This is a genomic window from Sphingobium indicum BiD32, assembly GCF_000382885.1.
Taxonomy (GTDB): Bacteria; Pseudomonadota; Alphaproteobacteria; order Sphingomonadales; family Sphingomonadaceae; genus Sphingobium; species Sphingobium japonicum_C.
On sequence record NZ_CAVK010000002.1, the window covers coordinates 13,934 to 30,968 of the forward strand.

Below are 17,035 nucleotides of genomic sequence, written 5' to 3' on the forward strand. Positions count from 1 at the left end.
ACTATTCCCCCAACAAGGTCACCGGGCCGATCAGCCCGGACGGCCGCAGCGGTGCGTCGGGCATATAGGTGGGCGCAGCGGTGAAGCTCAGCTTCTGCGCACCCGGCTGCTGGTCGCCGATCAGACGATTGACCCACAGGTTCGCTACCTTGATTTCCAATATGTTGGCGCCCTTTTTGACCAGCTTGCCGATGTCGAGCCGATAGGGGGCCAGCCAGACCGTGCCTGCCGCCTGTCCGTTGACGCTGACCTGCGCCAGATCGCCAACCTTGCCGAGGTCAATCCACAACGGCGCTCCCGGCTTGATCCCCTTGGGCAAAGTGAAGCGGGCGGTATAGGTCGCGGTGCCAGAGAAATATTTGACCCCCGTATCGGCGCTGGCCTCCAGCGGCGTTAGCGTCGGCATCTCGACACCCTCCGGCGCACCGCGTCCCGGCTGGAAGCGCACGCTCCACGGGCTAGCGATCGTTCCGACCGTCTGCGCAACCTTCACCGGAACCGTCATTGACGGCGCGGTGGCAGGCGTGCGGAACAGGATGAAGAAGGCATCCTCCGCCGCCACGTCGATCATGATCACCGTCTCGCCGCCCTCGGTGCGATAGGAGATCGGCGCTGCCTTGCCATCGATCGCGCGCCAGATTTCGGGCTGCTTGCCGGTCACGCGGAATCGCGCCTCGATCGGCCCGGCCCGGTCGGTGCGGTTGTTGACGAAATAGAGGTTGCCATCGGCCAGCTTGCGATGGACGAAGCGATAATCGCTGTCAGCTCCACCCTGTGTCACCCGGAAATCGGGACCGACACCGGCACTGGCCAGCGCGCCTTCGACATCGCGGCTGGCGATCACGCGCCCCTTGCCCGTAGCACCGCCGCGCCACAGCCGATCGACCAGTGCCTTGAACGCAGCCGCATCATCCTTCAGCCCCGGCGCGCGTTCGGGGGCCATGCCGATCAGTATCGCCCCGGCATCGACCAGCGCAGCGATCCGCTGCAGCGTGGCAAGCGTCATCACCCGGCTCGTACCGCCCAGATAGAGCGCCCGGTAGCGTGCGCCGCTGCCCGCGACCAGTTCCCCGCCCTCGACCGTCAGTTTCTTCGCCAAAATGTCGGCATTGACGAAATCATAGGCGTAACGGGTCGGCAGGTCGGTCGGCACGCCATGTTCAAACAGCGACGTGATCGGCGTGTCCTCGCCATAGAAATAGGCGACATCGGCGCTGTCCCGCCCCTGCTGGAGCAGGAAGCCGGTGCGCGCCATATAATCGACCCACGGCCTGGCCATTTCCGCCCAGCTTTCATGCCGGTTAAAATATTGGCCGAATATCATCAGGCTAAGCCCCGGCACCTTGTCATCGACCGGCTGATGGACCGACGTATGGACGATCGGCCGGTTGACCCCCGACGCAAATTCCAGGTCGATCACGCGCTTCAGATCCGACGGCGCAAAGGCCCAGGGCGAGAAGGCCGATGTCATGCTCTCGGCCGATACGATATTCTGGCCATAAATATGGGCGACCGACGCAGCCCCCTTCATGTCGCCGATCAGCGTCGGCCGGGGGGCGCCACCGCGGTTGAAGGTCCACATCGCTGCCATCGGCACGTCGGTATGCGACCGCATCGCCAGATCATCGCCCAGCACCGGACGCGCATTTTCCAGCGCCTCGCCATAGACTTTCAACCCCTGCTCATGCGCGACTTTCGCCACCGTGCCATAATGGGCGTCGGCCAGCAGGTCGGCCAGGGTCTGGCGATAATCATGCAGGAAGGCGTCGCTTTGCGCGGGCGATCCGATGATCGTACCGGTCAGCGTCGGCAGGAACGGCACCGGATCATAGCCGCGCCGCGTCTTGAATTCCTCGACCATGCGCGGTGTCCAGTTGGACGCGCCAACCTCGATACTGTCAGTCAACAGCGCGCTTATACCCTTGTCGCCGATCCATTCGGGACCGACCGTATCGCGATACATGGACAGATAGGTTTCCAGATAGCGGCGCACGGCGGCGGCGTCATATTTGTCGACCTCCAGCCCCGTCGCTTCGGGGGTTGCGGGATGGTTGGTCTTGCCGGTCAGTGAATAGCCCATGCGGACGATGCGCCAATGGCTGCCCTTGGGCGCGGTCCAGTCCAGCGTGCCGTCGGGCGCCAGGCGACTGCTAAGGTCGATAACGCGCGCGGGATCGACTGCCGGGCCGCCGGGCGCCACGCCATCGCTCAGCCTGTTATAATCCGCGACGATCACAAAGCCTGCCTTGGCCTCATATTGGTCGATCTTCGCTTCGGCGAACAAGCGCAGATCGCCGATCGCCAGCGTCGGCCTGGGCGGCTGAGCAAAGATGTTGAAACTCATCGCGCCGGGCGCACCATCGCCAAGGCTGGGTGCCTTCACCCCGTCATTGGCGGCCAGCACCAGCCGAAAGCGACGCGCGGTCACTGGCGCAAAGCCGATCGTGGTCGTTGCCTCGGTCAGCGGGAAAAGGCCGATGCGCTGCCATTTCCCGTCCTTCTCCACCTCCAGCGCGGGCAGATATTCCGGGTCGCCAAAGGGCGGCCGTGCATGGGGAACGAACAGGCTGGCCGACCGCACCGTGACAGCTTTGCCATAATCCAGCACGAGCGCGCCGGGCCTGGTCGGATCGCCCTTTGACACTTGCACTACACTGTCCAGCTCAGTGTCGAGTAATGGCGCAGCATCGACAGGCTGGCCATCGCCCTGGCTGATGGTCGGGGTCGGTAGGCTTTGCGCCACCACCGGATAAGCCAGCACCAGCGCGTCCCGATAGAATGCAGGTTGCGGAGCGACGTCAGCGCCCGTCGCCAGCGGATCGACGAATTTCGCGCTCTGGAACCCGCCCGTCACCGATGGCGGCGATGCCAGCGCGCCCTTGACGCGCTGACCGCCGGCCAGCAGCGTTTCGGACCAGACCAATTTCTTCATCGCATCCTGCGGCTTCACCCACGGACCGCCGGTCTCGCTCCAGCCCGGCGACGCGGCGATGGCGAATTCCAGCCCCTTGGCGTCCGCTGTCCTGACCGCATGGCGAAAAGCATCCTTCCAACCATCGGTCATATAGACCAGCCGTTCCTGCACGATCTGCGGCGTCTGGAGGCTGGCGTCGAAATTCTGGACCCCGCCAATCCCCATGCGCGCCATCCAGTCGAGATCCTTGTCGATCCCGTCCTTGGTGACATTGCCGTTCATCCAGTGCCACCAGACCCGCGGCCGCGCCGACTGCGGCGGATTGCGGAAGCCGTCGGCCAGATCGTCGGCGCGAAGCGGGGTCGCAAAAGCGGTGCAGGCCAGCAGCGCGGCAAGGCGGAGGGATTTGGACATCGCTGGATTCCTCAAGATCAGGGACGCTTGGTCAGAAGGCCGCGCGCCTCCATCCAGGCGAAAAATTGCGGCATCAGCCCCATGGTGGTGGTGCCGGGCTTGCCCGCGCCAAAGCCATGGTCGCCCCGTTCATAAGCGTGGAGTTCGACCGGACGCCCTGCCTTGCGCCAGCCTTCTACAAGGGCGAACCCCTGCCCCTTGAACAGGCCGTCATCCATCGCAATCGCATTGAACATCGGCGGCGCGTCGGCAGGCACGGCAACCTGCGTCATCGGACCGTAAATATAGCCGATAAAGGCCGGGCGCTGCTCGCCCTTCCCCTCCAGCGTGGCGTTGAGCGTGGTCATTGCGCCTGCCGAAAAGCCGATCATCCCGATGCGGGCAGGATCGATGCCCCAGGTCGCCGCGCGACTGCGCACGATCGCCAGCGCCTTGAGCGCGTCCTGCGTCGCGCGCGGTTCTTCGATGGTCCGCACCGCGCCGGGCTTGGCCGCATCGGCGAAACGGGCGCCCATCGCACCCAGAAATGCCTTGTCGTTCCGCGGCGTCGCGTTCAGCCGATATTTCAGCACGAAGGCCGCGATCCCATGGTCGGCCAGCCAGCGCGCCACATCGCTCCCCTCCCCCGTCATCGACAGCGACATGAATGCGCCGCCCGGCGCGACGATGACGGCGGCACCGGTCGCCTTGGCCGGATCGGGCAGATAGGGAGTGATGGTCGGCCGCACGACATTGCGGACCATGATATTGTCCATGGCATTGGTGCCGATCGTCACCTGCATATGCGACCATTGTTCATCCTGCCCCGCTGCGACAACAGGCTGGTCGGGATAGAGGGCGATCGCCGCGCTCTGATCGGGCGCTGGCACGCTCTCCATCCGCACATTGGGCTGCGCAAAAGCAGGCGTCGCGATGGCGAGTGCCAAGGCCAGTGAAAGCAATTTCATCGGGTCATCCTCTGCAAGGTCAGGCTTGTTATGAGTGCGCCGAGCGACCCGCCATAGGCCAGCTTCACAGCGAGTGCGATGGACCAATGGACCGGGGCGAAACCGGCACGCTCCATCAGAAGAGCGATCAGTCCGCCCAGCACAGCCCCTGCCAACGAGAAACCGATCGCGCGCAGCACGATCGATCGCAGCCCAATGGCCATGGCAAAACGCTTGCGGGCGATCAGCGCGGGAACAAGCGCGCTCATCAGCGATACCGCCATGCTCTGCGGCACGAAGTCAAACGCCAGCGCATCGGGCATCGCCCACGACAGCGGACGCTGCTCCAGCCCGAATACAGCCAGGAAAAAGGCAAGGCTCAGCGTCGCATTGATGCCAAAGCTGATCCCCGCTTCCCGCGGTATCGAGAGGACAGGGTCGCGCATTTAGACCGCGTTTCGACGGGCGATTGCGCCATAGACCGCTGCGCTGGGCTTGGCGGTGCGGGCAAAGGTGACGGGATCGACGCTGTGCAGGCCGAATTTGGGCTTATAGCCGAAAATCCACTCGAAATTATCGAGCAGCGACCAGTGGCAATAGCCCTGCACCGGCACGCCGTCGTCGATCACCTTCTTGAGATCCGCCAGTGCGGCAGGAATGAAGGTTTGACGGATGCTGTCATCGGTCGTGCCAACCCCATGTTCCGACACCAGAATCGGCACACCCGTGGCTTCATGCGCATAACGCACCGCGCCCGCCAGCGAAGGCGCCCACACTTCGGTGCCGCCCCAATTGACGATCGATCCCTTGGGCGCGGGCAGACGGCCCTTGTCGGTCCACAGCGCCCGCTCGTAATTCTGGACGCCCATGAAATCGTCGGCCTTGGAAACGTCCAGCCAAGCGCCATAGAGTTCTTGCCGCATCGCGTCGCGCTGGCTGTTCTTGCCCACCGCCTGATCGTCCATCATGGCGAGCGAGAAGCCGACGGGCAGGTCCGGCCACACCGCCTTGATCGCGGCCTTGCCCGCCTGGTGCGCGGCCAGCAGCCCCTTTTGCAGCGCGGGCAGATCATCGACCCCCGCGACATTGGCGGACACGAATTTCTGGACGCCCATGCGTTTGGCCGCCGTTTCCAGTGTCAGCTTCTGAATCTCCCACATCTGCGGTGGCAGCATGGGCTTTAGCAGCAACAGAATATTGGGTTCGTTGAAGGTGATGACGCTGTGGATACCCGCGCCCAGCGCCCGCATCGCCCGGTCGCAATAGCGCGCAAACAGGTCAGCACTTTCCGGGTTGGTCCAGCCGCCCTGCGCGCTGAACCAGCGCGGCGCGGTAAAATGGCTCATCGTCACCACCGGGGCGAGGCCCCGTACCCGGCATCCCTCGATCACCGCCTTATAATGGTTCAGCATCGCCTGGCTGAACAAGCCCTTCTCCGGCTCGATCCGCGCCCATTCGATGCCGAAGCGGTAGCAGTTGAGACCCATATTCCTGACGATGTCGAGATCGCTCTCCCACAGCGCAAAACTGTTGCAGGCGTCGCGAGAGGATTCGGCAAATATGGTGGGCTGCTGATTTTCCAGAAACCACAAATCGCTGGCAATATTATTGCCTTCAATCTGGTGCGGCGCCGTGGCCACGCCCCACAGAAAATCCTTGGGAAAGGCGGGGCTGGCAGCGACCTTGCGCGCGGCGCTGGCTGGCGCAGCGATCATCGCGGCACCGGCGGCGATCAATGTCCGGCGGTCCAACATGCTGGTCTCTCTCCTGTTCAATGGCTTATATCGCGCACGAAGGCGCAAATTTCGTCGGCCAGCCTTTTGTCGGCCGTGCCGAGATGCATCGGCATCGTATAATGATTGTGGCCGGTCATGATGGTCGCGCGCGGCGTTGCGCCGTGACGGGCCAGCCGATCCTGCATCAGACCCAGAAATTCAGCCTGGAACCTGGGCGGATCAAATTCGGCGCAGGCGACGAACAAAGGCAGGTTCGTCGCAGCGACAGCCTCCATCGGCATTCGCTCTGGATAGAGCGCTGTATCGCCATAATAGAGCATGTCCCGCTCATCCAGCGGGGTATAGCCATATAGCCCGGACAGCAGCACCGCGCCGCAAATATCCGCGTCGCCCGCCAGCTTGAGATAGCCCGCAACATGCACCGCCCCCGCCGACGTTCCGGCCAGCACGATCCGATCGGGATCCCCGCCATGCTGCGCAACATCGACCTTGAGCCATGCGACGACCGCCGCAACATCCTCAGCCCCGGCAGGCCACATATGATCGGGGGCGAGCCGGTAATTGATGACCACGCCGACAAAGCCCGCCTGCGCCGCCATCCGCCCGACATTGGCGTTGGGCCAGGCATCCGCTCCGCCCTCACTCGAACCTTTGTCCCCTTTCAGGAACCCACCACCATGAACGAACACCAACACCGGCGCGGGGCCGGTCGCGTCCAGCGGCGCGTAGATATCCAGCCGGTGCCGTTCATGCGGACCATAGGCAATGTCGCCCTGCGTCACGGGCACAGCGGCCTGAAAAGCGGACTGCTCCGTATCGAACAGCGCGCGGCATTGCGTCAGAACGTCGGGACCAAGGCCGGTCCCCATGGCAGCTATTGCATGTCTGATGTCGCTCATGCGCTCTATCCTAGCCGCCCCGGTTCAAACAGACAGGGCATGGCGACATAAAACGCGCCGCCATGCCCCTTCATCATCAGAATTTCGCGTCGAGTTGCAGGCCAACCTGACGGAAGGACTGCGGCCCGTAGATCGCGCCGACGCCCGAACCAAAATTGCTTTGCAGCAGCGAAGGTTCATGAACATTGAACAGGTTGCGCACGAACAGACCAGCCGAATAGCGCTCATCCTCGCTCCGCACGCCCACGCGGCCACCGACCGTCCAGTGCGCACGGAAGGTTTCTTCGGCACGCGACGTATTCTGGTAACGGATGCGCGACTTCCAGATCGTATCGGCTGCCAGGAAGCCGTTCAGACCCGCCGTCAACGGCTGCTCATATTCGCCCGACAGGGTGAATTTGTAGCGCGGCGAATAGGCCAGCTGCTTGCCGCCGATATTGGTCGCGTCATTGCCGATGAAACCACCCGGATAGGTCGCCTTGGTGTAGATGAACCCGGTGTTCATCGACAGACGATCCGAAATGCGGCCGAACAGATTGACTTCCGCACCGCGGGTCTTGACGCCGTCGATATTGGTCTGGGCGCAGACGAGCTGGGCCGTAACCGGATTGACGACACATTCCTGCGCCTGGAAGTTCTTGATCTTGCTGTAGAACAGGCTGTAGTCCAGCACCGCACCACCGAACAGGGTCGCCTTCATCCCCGCTTCGTAGGACATCGGCACTTCGGGCTGCACGACATAAGGCAGCAACGGCGCGGTCGGCACGGCGATCTGACCGCCCTTGAACCCGCGCGACGCGGTCGCATAGGCCATCAGCGAACGGTTGATGTCATATTGCAGGCCAGTGCGCCACGAAATGCGATCGACGTTGAGGATCTGGAAGCTCTTGGACCCATTGGCTGCATCGGTGCGGTCGAGCGACAGACGACCACCGGTATAGCGACCGCCCAGGATCACGCGCAGACTGTCTGTCGCATGCAACGTGCCCTGCCCGAACACCGCGAGCGATTCATCGGTGATTTCGTTGAGCGCCCCCAGCGAGTCGACCGGACGGATCACGATCCCGTTGGGCAGTCGGACCGAAATGGTGAATCGCTCAGGCTGCTGCACCGTCTTTTGGTTCGAGTAAAAGGCACCGACCGTATATTCAAAGGTCGAATTGCTGGGGGACGACGCACGGAATTCCTGCGTGAACAGGCGGATGTTCGTGGCGGTCGCGCCACTCCTGAGCGTCGAAGCCAGCGAGTCCGCGCGGTAGATGTTGCCGCCAGTATTGCTCGTCTCATTCTTGCGATAGGCCGTGATGGACGTCAGCGTCAGCGGGCCTGCATCATATTCCAGTTGGGCCGAACCACCCCAGCCTTCAAACTTGCTGCTGAACTCGTTGGCCGCACCGAGGCAATAATTCTGATTGCCTTCGCCTGTCGTGATGCCGCAGCTGTTGAGCAGCGCGGTGTTCGCTGCCGTGTTCGACAGGAAGGTGAAGAAGTCGCCGCCATTTTCGGTCGATCCCTTCGACCAGTCACCCAGAAGGTTGAAGGTCAGATCGTCGGTCACATTCCACAGATAGCGGCCACGCACCGCATAGCGGTTGACGTCGTTCCAGTCGCCCGTGGTCGCGTTGCGGTTCACGCCCTGACGCAGATTGGCCATGCCCGACACGCGCAGCGCGCTGGTGGTGCTGACGGGTAGGTTGATGACGCCCTGGATCACCTGCTGCCCATATTTAGAACCAGCCGTACCCTGATCGGATAGTTCGGTGCGGACCCGGCCGCTGAACTGGGTGGGATCGGGCGCATTGGTGGTGATGTTGATGACACCGGCCGAGGTGGTCAGGCCGAACAAGGTGCCCTGCGGCCCCTTCAGCACTTCGATCCGCGACACGTCGAACAGGTCGGAGATGTTGGCATTGCCCTGGCTCACCTGATCGACGACGACGCCGACCGAAGCGACGGCACCGGGCGAGAAGCTCTGCGTGCCGATGCCGCGAATGGAACCGCCGCCACCCGTATTCTGGGCCGGAGCCGACTGGATTTCCAGCGCGGGCGCAACGCGGTTCAGGTCGTTGAGGTTATTGACCTGTTGCCGTTCCAGCTGCGCCTGGCTGGCGACCGTGATGGAGATGGGAACCTCCGTCACCTTTTCCTGCCGCCGCTGGGCGGTGACGATGATGTCGGAATTTGCCTCTTCCGCCGCTGCCTGCGGCGCGGCATCCTGCGCCATAGCCGGTGCGGCCAAGGCAAAGACACTCGCGCTGGCGAGCGCCGCGATCGAAATAGTGAACTTACGCATGGTAACTCCTCCCCTTCTTTTTAATTGGGTCGTCTGTAGATTGATCAGGCTTCGTCGATGATGCGGTGGGTCAGCGTGCCGATGGTGCCGATGTCGACTTCCACCTTGTCCCCAGCCTTCATGTAGAGCGGCGGGGTGCGCTTATCGCCGACACCGCCCGGCGTGCCGGTGGCGATGACATCGCCGGGGCTAAGCGGGGTGAATGCGGAAATATATGCGATGACCGTGGGGATATCCCAGATCATGTCGCTGACCGGCTGGTCCTGCACAACCTGCCCATTCAGCCGGGTCTGGACATGCAGCGCGCCCAGATCGGCAATCTCGTCCGGTGTCACCAACGCGGGGCCGAAACCGCCGGTACCGGGGAAGGTCTTGCCCGGCGTGAACTGGATATTGTGGCGTTGCCAGTCGCGCGCCGACCCATCGTTAAACGCGCTATAGCCTGCCACATAGGCCATGGCGTCGGCAGCAGCGACCTTGTGGCACGGCTTGCCGATCACGACGGCGAGTTCGCCTTCATAATCGAAACGCTCGGTCACGGTCGGCTTCACCATTGGTTGGCCATCGGCGACCAGGCTGTCGGCATAGCGCACGAAGATGGCGGGATGCGCCTTCTGCTCACGGCCGGTTTCCTTGACATGCTCGGCATAGTTGAGGCCGACGCACAGGATCTTGGCAGGATCGGGAATGACCGGCAGCAGCACGACATCGGCAGCGGCAAAGGACGCGCCATCAGTGAGCGTGGCCAGGCTGCCGTCGGTCAGCGCTGCCTTCAGGCTCGGCACGGCATCGCTCGCCAGTTCGACGATGGTTTCGCCTTCGATGCGGCCGAAGCTGGCGGTGCCGTCGGGACGGCGGAAGCTGACGTAACGCATTAGATATTTCCCTCTGTCAGGACGTCCAGCGGCTGGGCTTCCCAATCGCGGCGATGGCGGAATTTTTCCTCGGCGGCGCGCAGGCCGTCGAAATCCTTGGTCGAAATGCCCCACTGGTCGATCCGCCCGGCAGGCCAGGTCCAGTCGTCCGGTTCGCCTGCCTGATAATCGTCGGACACCTTGTTCACGGCGGTCGAAAATTCGATCACCGGGCCGAAGGGGGCAATGAAATAGGCGAACACATTGGCGCCCGGACCATGGCGGCCCGGACCCCAGGCCGGCACCAAATCAGAATCGCGCAGGCGACCGATGCCGCGCATCACTGCGTCCAGATCTTCCATCTCGAACGCGATATGGTTCAGGCTGGAAATGCCCGCGCGGGCAAAGGCGGTCGAATGGTGCGAGTCATTGCAGCGCACGAACACCATGCCTTTGGTCCGATCCGACACGCGAAAGCCCAGCGCGTCCTCGACCAGATGGCCGGTCATTTCCGCGTCGGCGCTGTTGAACACGACATGGGTGAGCTTGACCGGCAGGTCATGCCCCTCGATCGGTGCGACTTCGTCGGCATCGACCAGAAAGCGCAACAATTCGCCCTCGGCCAGTTCGACGATGATGCCATGGCCGCCACCCGGATCTTCGGACACCACTGGCGCAGCGACCAGCCCAGCCGCGCTGACCGATGCCTTGAGCTGTTCCAGCCGGTTGCCGGTGCAGACGAAGGTGGTGGAACGCACGTAGCAGTCCGCCGATTCTTCCAGCGCGACCAGATAGGGATAGCTGCCCGACCCGCGAAGATAGTGGGTCGCGCCTTCAACTGCCGCCGGAGCCATGCCCCAGATGTCGGTCAGGAAGGCGGCCGCCTCCGCCGCGCCGGGCAGCGACAATTCGATGCTGCGCAACTTCATTTGACATCTCCATGGATCAGACCGGCGGCCAATATGCCGGCGATGGCGCAAGCTTCGTCGCAATCGCCAGTGTCGCCGCTGATCCCGACGGCGCCGATCACCGCACCTTCCAACTCACGGATCAGGACGCCGCCGGGTGACAGAGCCAGCTGACCGCCGGTGACGGCCACCACGCTCTGAAAGAAGGCCGGGTTGTTGGCAGCGCGCCCGGCAATGACGCGGGTATCCGCGCCCATGCCCAGCGCGCCGGTTGCTTTGGCTTTAGCGATATCGAAGCGGAACAGGCTGGCACCATCTTCCCGCGCGAAGGCGACGGGATGCGCACCGGCGTCCAGCACCACGACGGCGAGCGCCGGGGCGTTGTCGCCGCGCGGCTGCGCCAGGGCGGTGTCGATAATCATACGTGCCTGGGCAAGGGTAAGCGTCATGCCGCAATCTCCTGAGCAACGGTTCCGGCGATCAGCGCGTCGCGCAGCGCGATCAGTTCCGCCAGTTCGCCGGTGCCGAAAACATAATGGTCGGGGCGCAGCAGCACCGCGTCGGCCCCCCGCGAGTCGAGCCAGGCGGCGATCGCGCCGCCATCGTCCAGCGTGTCGAGGGCCACGGCGGTCACGTCGCTGGCGACATCGACAGCGTGGCGGGTGAACAAGCGCCAGCCATTGCCGGTCACATCGTCCAGCAGTTTGTCACCGACACGCGGCTGGATGAAACGTTCGCCCGCCCCCGGCGTGCCCAGCGCCACGATACCAGTCGAAATGGCGGGGATCAGGTCGGCGGCGGTGCCTTGCTGCGTGACCTTGGCCGCTTCGCGCATCTCTGCGTCACGGGCGGCGGCGGCTTGCGGGTCCAGCACGCAAATATAACGCCCGGCACCGACGGCAGCGGAAATCACTGCGCGGACATGGGGGTCACGTTCCGGCTGATAGGTATCGAGCAGCGCATCTGGCGCATCGCCCTTGACCACCGCCGCCAGCTTCCACGCCAGATTGGCCACGTCACGCAGGCCATGGCACATGCCCTGCCCGAAAAAGGGCGGCGTCTGGTGCGCGGCATCGCCGGCCAGAAAGACGCCGCCCTGCCGCCACCGCTCGGCGATCAGACCGTGAAAGCGATAGGTCGCCGCGCGCACCACCTTGTGCGGCACCCCGGAGAGGTAGGGCGCGACAAGGGCTGCAACATTATGCGGTTCCATCATCGCCTGGTCGTCTTCACCGGGCAGCAGCATGAATTCCCAACGGCGGTGATTGCCACGCCCCGGCACGATCGTCGCCGGGCGCTTGGGATCGCACATCATTACCGACAATTTTTGCAGGTCGGCCGCTTCGGGCACGCCCCACAGGTCGGGGAAGCGGACCGGGCCATCGACTTCGGCGTCGACCACCAGCCAGGGTTCCTCAAAATCCAGGTCGTCGAGCGTGATGTCCAGCGCCTTGCGCACCAAGCTGCGCGATCCGTCGCAGGCTATGACATAACGCGCGCACGCTGTGTCGCCACCCGACAAATGGAGGGTGACGCCATCGGCGTCCTGCATCAGGCCTTCAAACGCGACACCAAGCTGGACAGTCACATTATCGTACCCGGCCAGCGCGTCGCGCAGATGCTGTTCCAGTTCTGGCTGGTAGAAGAAATAATCGTTGGACCAACTGAATGGCCGCGCCCGGCCGACTGTGCCCATATATTTGATGACGCCATGGTCCGCGCCGACATGCAGATGCCCCTCAGTATCGCGCATGTCGCCCGCGACCCTGTCAATGACACAAGCCGTCTGGAACAGGCGCATCATCTCATGATCCAGATGCACCGCACGCGGCAGCGGATAGGGGTTTGCTTCCTTCTCGATCACCAGGACCGACAGGCCGCTTTTGCCCAGTAAATTGGCCGCAAAGGCCCCTACCGGCCCGCAGCCGATAATCGCAACATCGAACATGATCGTCTTTCTGGTGGCGGTATCAGGCCGTTACCGGCTCGGTGACGGGGGCCTTGTGCAATTTGCCGCCCTGCATGATCATCCTTATGCGGCTGGCGTCCTGCAGGATGGTCACGTCCTGCGTCGGGTCACCATCGACCAGCAGCAGGTCGGCAAGATAGCCGGCCTTCACCTGCCCGACGTCCAGCCCCATCAACTGCCCGCCCAGCATCGTCGCGGCGCTCAGTGCCTCTGCCGGGGTGAAGCCGAAGCGGGTGACGAAATGTTCAAGATCGCGGGCGTTGCGGCCATTGGGATTGAACGGAAAGCCATAGTCGCCGCCGATCAGCACGCGCACGCCGCGCCGCTTGAGTTCGGGAACCAGCTTCGCCTCCAGTTCCAGCCGCTCCGCCGCGCTCGCCTTCATCGACGCCATATTGATGTGGGGCGGTGGGGTCGCTTCCAGCGCGGCGACGGATACACCGGGACCGGGGGCGTAGAAAATCCGGTCCTTGTGGGCGACCATTGCGTCGATCGCGGCTTCGTCCGCGAAGGAGCAATGATAGAGGATGCGGGCGCCTGCTTCGAGCGCCAACTGGATGGCGCGGGGCGAGTAAGCATGGGTCGCGATCCACAGGCCCGCTTGCCTGGCGGCTTCGCCCGCTGCCTGCATTTCCTCGTCGGTGTAGAGGATGTCGCCTGACGAACCGGGCTTCAACGCATCCTCACCCGAAATCACCAGCTTGAGCGACCGGACGCCCTGGTCCGCGCAATAGGCGACGAAATCGCGCATGGCCTGTGCGCCACGGCCGTTGAATACGTCGCCGGTCTCAACGCCCTCTTCCCCTTCCGGGCTGCGTTCCAGCGTGGAGGGGACGAGGCGCGGGCCGGGTGTTTCACCCGCTGCGATGGCACGGGCCAGTTCGGGTTCGATATGATCGCCCAGCGCGCCAGCGGAATAGGCGCTGGTGAAGCCATGGTCGAGCAGGACGCGGGCGTTGCGCCATGCCGCGACCTTGAGTTCGTCGGCGGGCAGGATGAACTGGTGATAGATTTTCTCGACCGAACTGCCCCAGGTCAGATGGGTGTGGGAATCGACCATGCCCGGCATCAGCGTGCCGCCCTGACCGTCGATCACCGTATCGACACTCAGCTGGACAATGTCCGCGTCGTCGCGCAGCACGGCGGCGATCCGGTCGCCATCGATCAGGACAGCGCTGGGCGCGGGTGCGCTGCCGGTGCCGTCGAATATGCTGATGTTGCGGATCAGTTGCCGCACGGCGCGCTCTCCCGAAGCCTCGATGTTGGCGCTGTTATGGCGAATTTTGATCCACAACAAAAATAATGATTTTTGGCAATGTCATAGCGTGGAGCTATGGATAAGCACGTCGAGCAGCGCCGCGCCCAGCCGCGACAGCCGACGCCCCGCCACTTGCCGGACGCCGATGGCACGCGGGAATTGCGCTTCCTCGATCGCGATGGCGCGCAGCACGCCGATCGACAGCTCCGCCGATGCCACCTGCATCGGCAATATGGTCACGCGGCGGCTGCCCCGAACCAGCGCCTTGGTCGTCAGCAGGGAATCGCAGCGGATGATGTCCTGCGGCGCGGGGACGTTAGCGGCCATGAACAGCGCATCAATCTGGCGCCGGAATGCGCCGCGTGCTTCGGGCAACACCCAGCGCATCGCCTTCATCTCCCGCAGCGAAACCCGCGCGGGCAGATGATCATTCTGCCGCCCGACGATCAGCGCGAAGGGATCGCGCGAGAAGGTGCGCTCCTCTATGCCCTCCGGCGGCTCCTCTATCCCGGTGGTGACGAAGGCCAGCTCAATCTCGCCCCGGTGCAGCATCGCGGCGAGATCATGATCGGGCCGTTCCACCACATGGAGCGCGAACTGGCCGAATTGCTCCTCCAGCCGCCGGACCGCATCCGGCAACAGGCTGACCAGGGCGCCGGGCGTGCCACCCACGCGCAGCGGCCCGGCCACGCCCGCACTCGCCAGCCTCACCTCTGCCTCCGCATCGCGCAGCAGGCTGTCGATCGATTCCGCCCGCCGCAGCAGCGCCTCCCCCTCCGGCGTCAATAGGATGCCACTGCGCGACCGTTCAAACAGCGACACGCCCAGCGTCTGTTCCAACTGGGCAATGGCGTTGGATACCGACGGCTGCGATATGTTGAGCAGGCGCGCGCCGCCGCTGATCGAATTGCTGCGCACGACAGCCAGGAAAGTGCGGATGGCACGGGGGTCGATCATCGGGCGATAATCTCCGCGAACATCGCCGGATCGACATTGCTGCCCGACATGACAACGACGCTCTCGCCGTCGCAGGGCGGTGCAAGGCCCGCCAGCATCGCCGCCAACGCAACAGCGCCGCCCGGTTCGACCACCAGCTTGAGCGTGGAGAAAGCGAAACGCATGGCGTCGCGCACCTGATCGTCGCTGACGGTCAGGCCATTCGTCACCAGTGCGCGCATGATCGGCAGGGTCAGTTCGCCGGGGCTGGGCGACAGCAAAGCGTCGCAGATGGAGCGAGCGCCGGGGACGATCTGTTCGCGCCGGCCGCTGACCAGCGAGCGGGCGGTGTCGTCAAATTCGTGCGGCTCGACGCTGTAGATGGCGGTATCGTGTGATTGCGCCTTCACCGCTGTTGCGATCCCGGCAGTCAGGCCGCCACCGCCGCAGCAGACCAGTATCTGCCCGACCGATGCGCCCGCAGCCTGTGTCTGCGCCATGATCTCCAGACCTGCCGTCCCCTGGCCCGCGATAATGAAAGGATCGTCGAAGGACGGCACGATGGTCGCGCCGCGCTCGCCTGCCAGTTCGGCCGCAATGGCTTCGCGACTGTCGCGATGCCGGTCATAGGTCACGACATCGGCACCCAGCGCGCGAGTGTTGGCCAGTTTGATCGCGGGCGCGTCGGAAGGCATCACGATGGTCGCGGGGATGCCCAGCAGGCGCGCGGCGGCAGCGACGCCCTGCGCATGATTTCCAGACGACCAGGCGACAACACCCGCCGCGCGCTCCGCTGCGTTCAGCCGGGCGAGACGGTTATAGGCGCCGCGAAACTTGAACGAACCGGTATGTTGTGCGCCCTCGAACTTCAGGAAAACCCGGCGGCCGATCCGATCATTCAGCGCCGCATTTTCCAGCAAGGGCGTAACGATGGCGGCTGGCGCGATGATGCGGGCGGCGTCGGCGACGTCATGGGCGGTAATGGCGAAAGGCGCGTTGGTCATGGACTGATCCCCCTATTGTCGCCGGTCTAGTGCGGCAGGCCATAAGGGAGAAGGGCCATTATGGCCGGACTGGAGCCGGGCGCGAATAGGAAAAGCCGGACTTCGCTGGTGCGCGAAATCCGGCTTTTCCGGGATATTGGTGGAGCCTAGCGGGATCGAACCGCTGACCTCGTCATTGCGAACGACGCGCTCTCCCAGCTGAGCTAAGGCCCCGATGTGCGCGGCTATAGGCGAGGGAAATCGGGCTGGCAACGGTCTTTTGCGCAAAATTGCGCCGCTGGCTGACGGCCCATCGCTTATGCCGGTGCCTTCCTGAGCAGCGCCATGCGCAGGCATTGGCAGGTGATTTCGTCGCGCTGATTGATCAGGCGATGGGTGAAAGTGACGATTCCCGCGTCGGGGCGGGACCGGCTTTCCTTCAGGTCCGTGACTTCGGATTCGCAGCGCATCGTGTCGCCGATGAACACCGGCTTTGGCATGACCAACTTGTCATAGCCCAGGTTCGCGACCAGCGTGCCGAGCGTCGTGTCGCCCACCGACAGGCCGATCATCAGCGCGAAGGTGAAGGTGCCGTTGACGAGAATCTGGCCGAATTCCGAGGCTTTGGCCGCTTCCGCGTCGAGGTGAAGCGGCTGGGGATTATGGGTCATGGTCGTGAAAAGGAGATTGTCGGTCTCGGTCACGGTGCGGCGGATTTCGTGGGCGATCGTGTCGCCGATGGTCCATTGGTCGAAATAGCGTCCGGCCATTTTTGCCCCCTTTGGGTCTAACTTTTCGATCTTCGCCCATGTGCGCGATGGGAATTTATCGAAAGTTTAGTGATTACAGTTGGTTATAGCAGATGGAAGTTCGGTAGGACAGAAGGTTCCCCGTTTCTTTGCCCCGTAGAACGCGCTGAACACACAGCCCGTTCGTTTCGAGCGA

Annotated in this window: 14 protein-coding genes and 1 tRNA gene; all 15 read right to left on the reverse strand. The window is 63.7% G+C overall.

Annotated features, from left to right (window positions below):
• Position 1 precedes the first annotated feature (1 nt).
• Positions 2-3,328 carry a glycosyl hydrolase gene (locus EBBID32_RS00095; protein WP_006948608.1) on the reverse strand — a complete coding sequence of 1,109 codons (3,327 nt, stop codon included), beginning with the start codon at positions 3,326-3,328 and terminating at the stop codon, positions 2-4.
• A 17-nt stretch (positions 3,329-3,345) separates the two neighbouring features.
• Positions 3,346-4,275 carry an alpha/beta hydrolase gene (locus EBBID32_RS00100; protein ID WP_006948610.1) on the reverse strand — a complete coding sequence of 310 codons (930 nt, stop codon included), beginning with the start codon at positions 4,273-4,275 and terminating at the stop codon, positions 3,346-3,348.
• Positions 4,272-4,700, reverse strand: coding sequence for a hypothetical protein (locus EBBID32_RS00105; protein WP_006948611.1), 429 nt, complete (start codon positions 4,698-4,700; stop codon positions 4,272-4,274). The genes EBBID32_RS00100 and EBBID32_RS00105 overlap by 4 nt, the downstream gene beginning before the upstream one ends.
• Positions 4,701-6,008, reverse strand: a complete 1,308-nt coding sequence (locus EBBID32_RS00110) for a family 1 glycosylhydrolase (RefSeq protein ID WP_006948615.1) — start codon at positions 6,006-6,008, stop codon at positions 4,701-4,703.
• A 17-nt stretch (positions 6,009-6,025) separates the two neighbouring features.
• A complete protein-coding gene (locus tag EBBID32_RS00115; RefSeq protein WP_006948621.1) occupies positions 6,026-6,889 on the reverse strand; it encodes an alpha/beta hydrolase in 864 nt (287 codons plus the stop codon).
• 76 nt (positions 6,890-6,965) lie between these two features.
• Complete coding sequence (locus tag EBBID32_RS00120) at positions 6,966-9,182, reverse strand: TonB-dependent receptor (protein ID WP_006948622.1); 2,217 nt, start codon at positions 9,180-9,182, stop codon at positions 6,966-6,968.
• A 44-nt stretch (positions 9,183-9,226) separates the two neighbouring features.
• Complete coding sequence (locus EBBID32_RS00125; RefSeq protein WP_006948625.1) at positions 9,227-10,057, reverse strand: fumarylacetoacetate hydrolase family protein; 831 nt, start codon at positions 10,055-10,057, stop codon at positions 9,227-9,229.
• Positions 10,057-10,965 carry a VOC family protein gene (locus EBBID32_RS00130; protein WP_006948626.1) on the reverse strand — a complete coding sequence of 303 codons (909 nt, stop codon included), beginning with the start codon at positions 10,963-10,965 and terminating at the stop codon, positions 10,057-10,059. The genes EBBID32_RS00125 and EBBID32_RS00130 overlap by 1 nt, the downstream gene beginning before the upstream one ends.
• The gene (locus EBBID32_RS00135) at positions 10,962-11,393 is read right to left on the reverse strand and encodes a GlcG/HbpS family heme-binding protein (protein WP_006948627.1); all 432 of its coding nucleotides are present in this window, start codon (positions 11,391-11,393) and stop codon (positions 10,962-10,964) included. The genes EBBID32_RS00130 and EBBID32_RS00135 overlap by 4 nt, the downstream gene beginning before the upstream one ends.
• Positions 11,390-12,892: a bifunctional 3-(3-hydroxy-phenyl)propionate/3-hydroxycinnamic acid hydroxylase gene (locus tag EBBID32_RS00140; RefSeq protein WP_006948628.1), complete on the reverse strand. Its 1,503-nt coding sequence runs from the start codon at positions 12,890-12,892 to the stop codon at positions 11,390-11,392. Before EBBID32_RS00140 ends, EBBID32_RS00135 begins: the two co-directional genes overlap by 4 nt.
• Positions 12,893-12,914: 22 nt before the next feature.
• Complete coding sequence (locus EBBID32_RS00145; protein ID WP_037487852.1) at positions 12,915-14,150, reverse strand: amidohydrolase family protein; 1,236 nt, start codon at positions 14,148-14,150, stop codon at positions 12,915-12,917.
• 81 nt (positions 14,151-14,231) lie between these two features.
• On the reverse strand, positions 14,232-15,128 hold the full coding sequence (locus EBBID32_RS00150; RefSeq protein WP_006948630.1) for a LysR family transcriptional regulator: 897 nt from the start codon (positions 15,126-15,128) through the stop codon (positions 14,232-14,234).
• Positions 15,125-16,111, reverse strand: a complete 987-nt coding sequence (locus EBBID32_RS00155) for a threonine ammonia-lyase (protein WP_006948631.1) — start codon at positions 16,109-16,111, stop codon at positions 15,125-15,127. Before EBBID32_RS00155 ends, EBBID32_RS00150 begins: the two co-directional genes overlap by 4 nt.
• Positions 16,112-16,248: 137 nt before the next feature.
• Positions 16,249-16,324, reverse strand: a tRNA-Ala gene (locus EBBID32_RS00160).
• Between the two features lie 83 nt (positions 16,325-16,407).
• On the reverse strand, positions 16,408-16,890 hold the full coding sequence (locus tag EBBID32_RS00165; protein WP_331271093.1) for a MaoC family dehydratase: 483 nt from the start codon (positions 16,888-16,890) through the stop codon (positions 16,408-16,410).
• Between the last annotated feature and the right edge of the window lie 145 nt (positions 16,891-17,035).

Bases quoted from the DNA above. Each gene is read 5' to 3' on its own strand.
- EBBID32_RS00095 (WP_006948608.1), bottom strand. From the start codon at position 3,328: ATGTCCAAATCCCTCCGCCTTGCCGCGCTGCTGGCCTGCACCGCTTTT.
- EBBID32_RS00100 (WP_006948610.1), bottom strand. From the start codon at position 4,275: ATGAAATTGCTTTCACTGGCCTTGGCACTCGCCATCGCGACGCCTGCT.
- EBBID32_RS00105 (WP_006948611.1), bottom strand. From the start codon at position 4,700: ATGCGCGACCCTGTCCTCTCGATACCGCGGGAAGCGGGGATCAGCTTT.
- EBBID32_RS00110 (WP_006948615.1), bottom strand. From the start codon at position 6,008: ATGTTGGACCGCCGGACATTGATCGCCGCCGGTGCCGCGATGATCGCT.
- EBBID32_RS00115 (WP_006948621.1), bottom strand. From the start codon at position 6,889: ATGAGCGACATCAGACATGCAATAGCTGCCATGGGGACCGGCCTTGGT.
- EBBID32_RS00120 (WP_006948622.1), bottom strand. From the start codon at position 9,182: ATGCGTAAGTTCACTATTTCGATCGCGGCGCTCGCCAGCGCGAGTGTC.
- EBBID32_RS00125 (WP_006948625.1), bottom strand. From the start codon at position 10,057: ATGCGTTACGTCAGCTTCCGCCGTCCCGACGGCACCGCCAGCTTCGGC.
- EBBID32_RS00130 (WP_006948626.1), bottom strand. From the start codon at position 10,965: ATGAAGTTGCGCAGCATCGAATTGTCGCTGCCCGGCGCGGCGGAGGCG.
- EBBID32_RS00135 (WP_006948627.1), bottom strand. From the start codon at position 11,393: ATGACGCTTACCCTTGCCCAGGCACGTATGATTATCGACACCGCCCTG.
- EBBID32_RS00140 (WP_006948628.1), bottom strand. From the start codon at position 12,892: ATGTTCGATGTTGCGATTATCGGCTGCGGGCCGGTAGGGGCCTTTGCG.
- EBBID32_RS00150 (WP_006948630.1), bottom strand. From the start codon at position 15,128: ATGATCGACCCCCGTGCCATCCGCACTTTCCTGGCTGTCGTGCGCAGC.
- EBBID32_RS00155 (WP_006948631.1), bottom strand. From the start codon at position 16,111: ATGACCAACGCGCCTTTCGCCATTACCGCCCATGACGTCGCCGACGCC.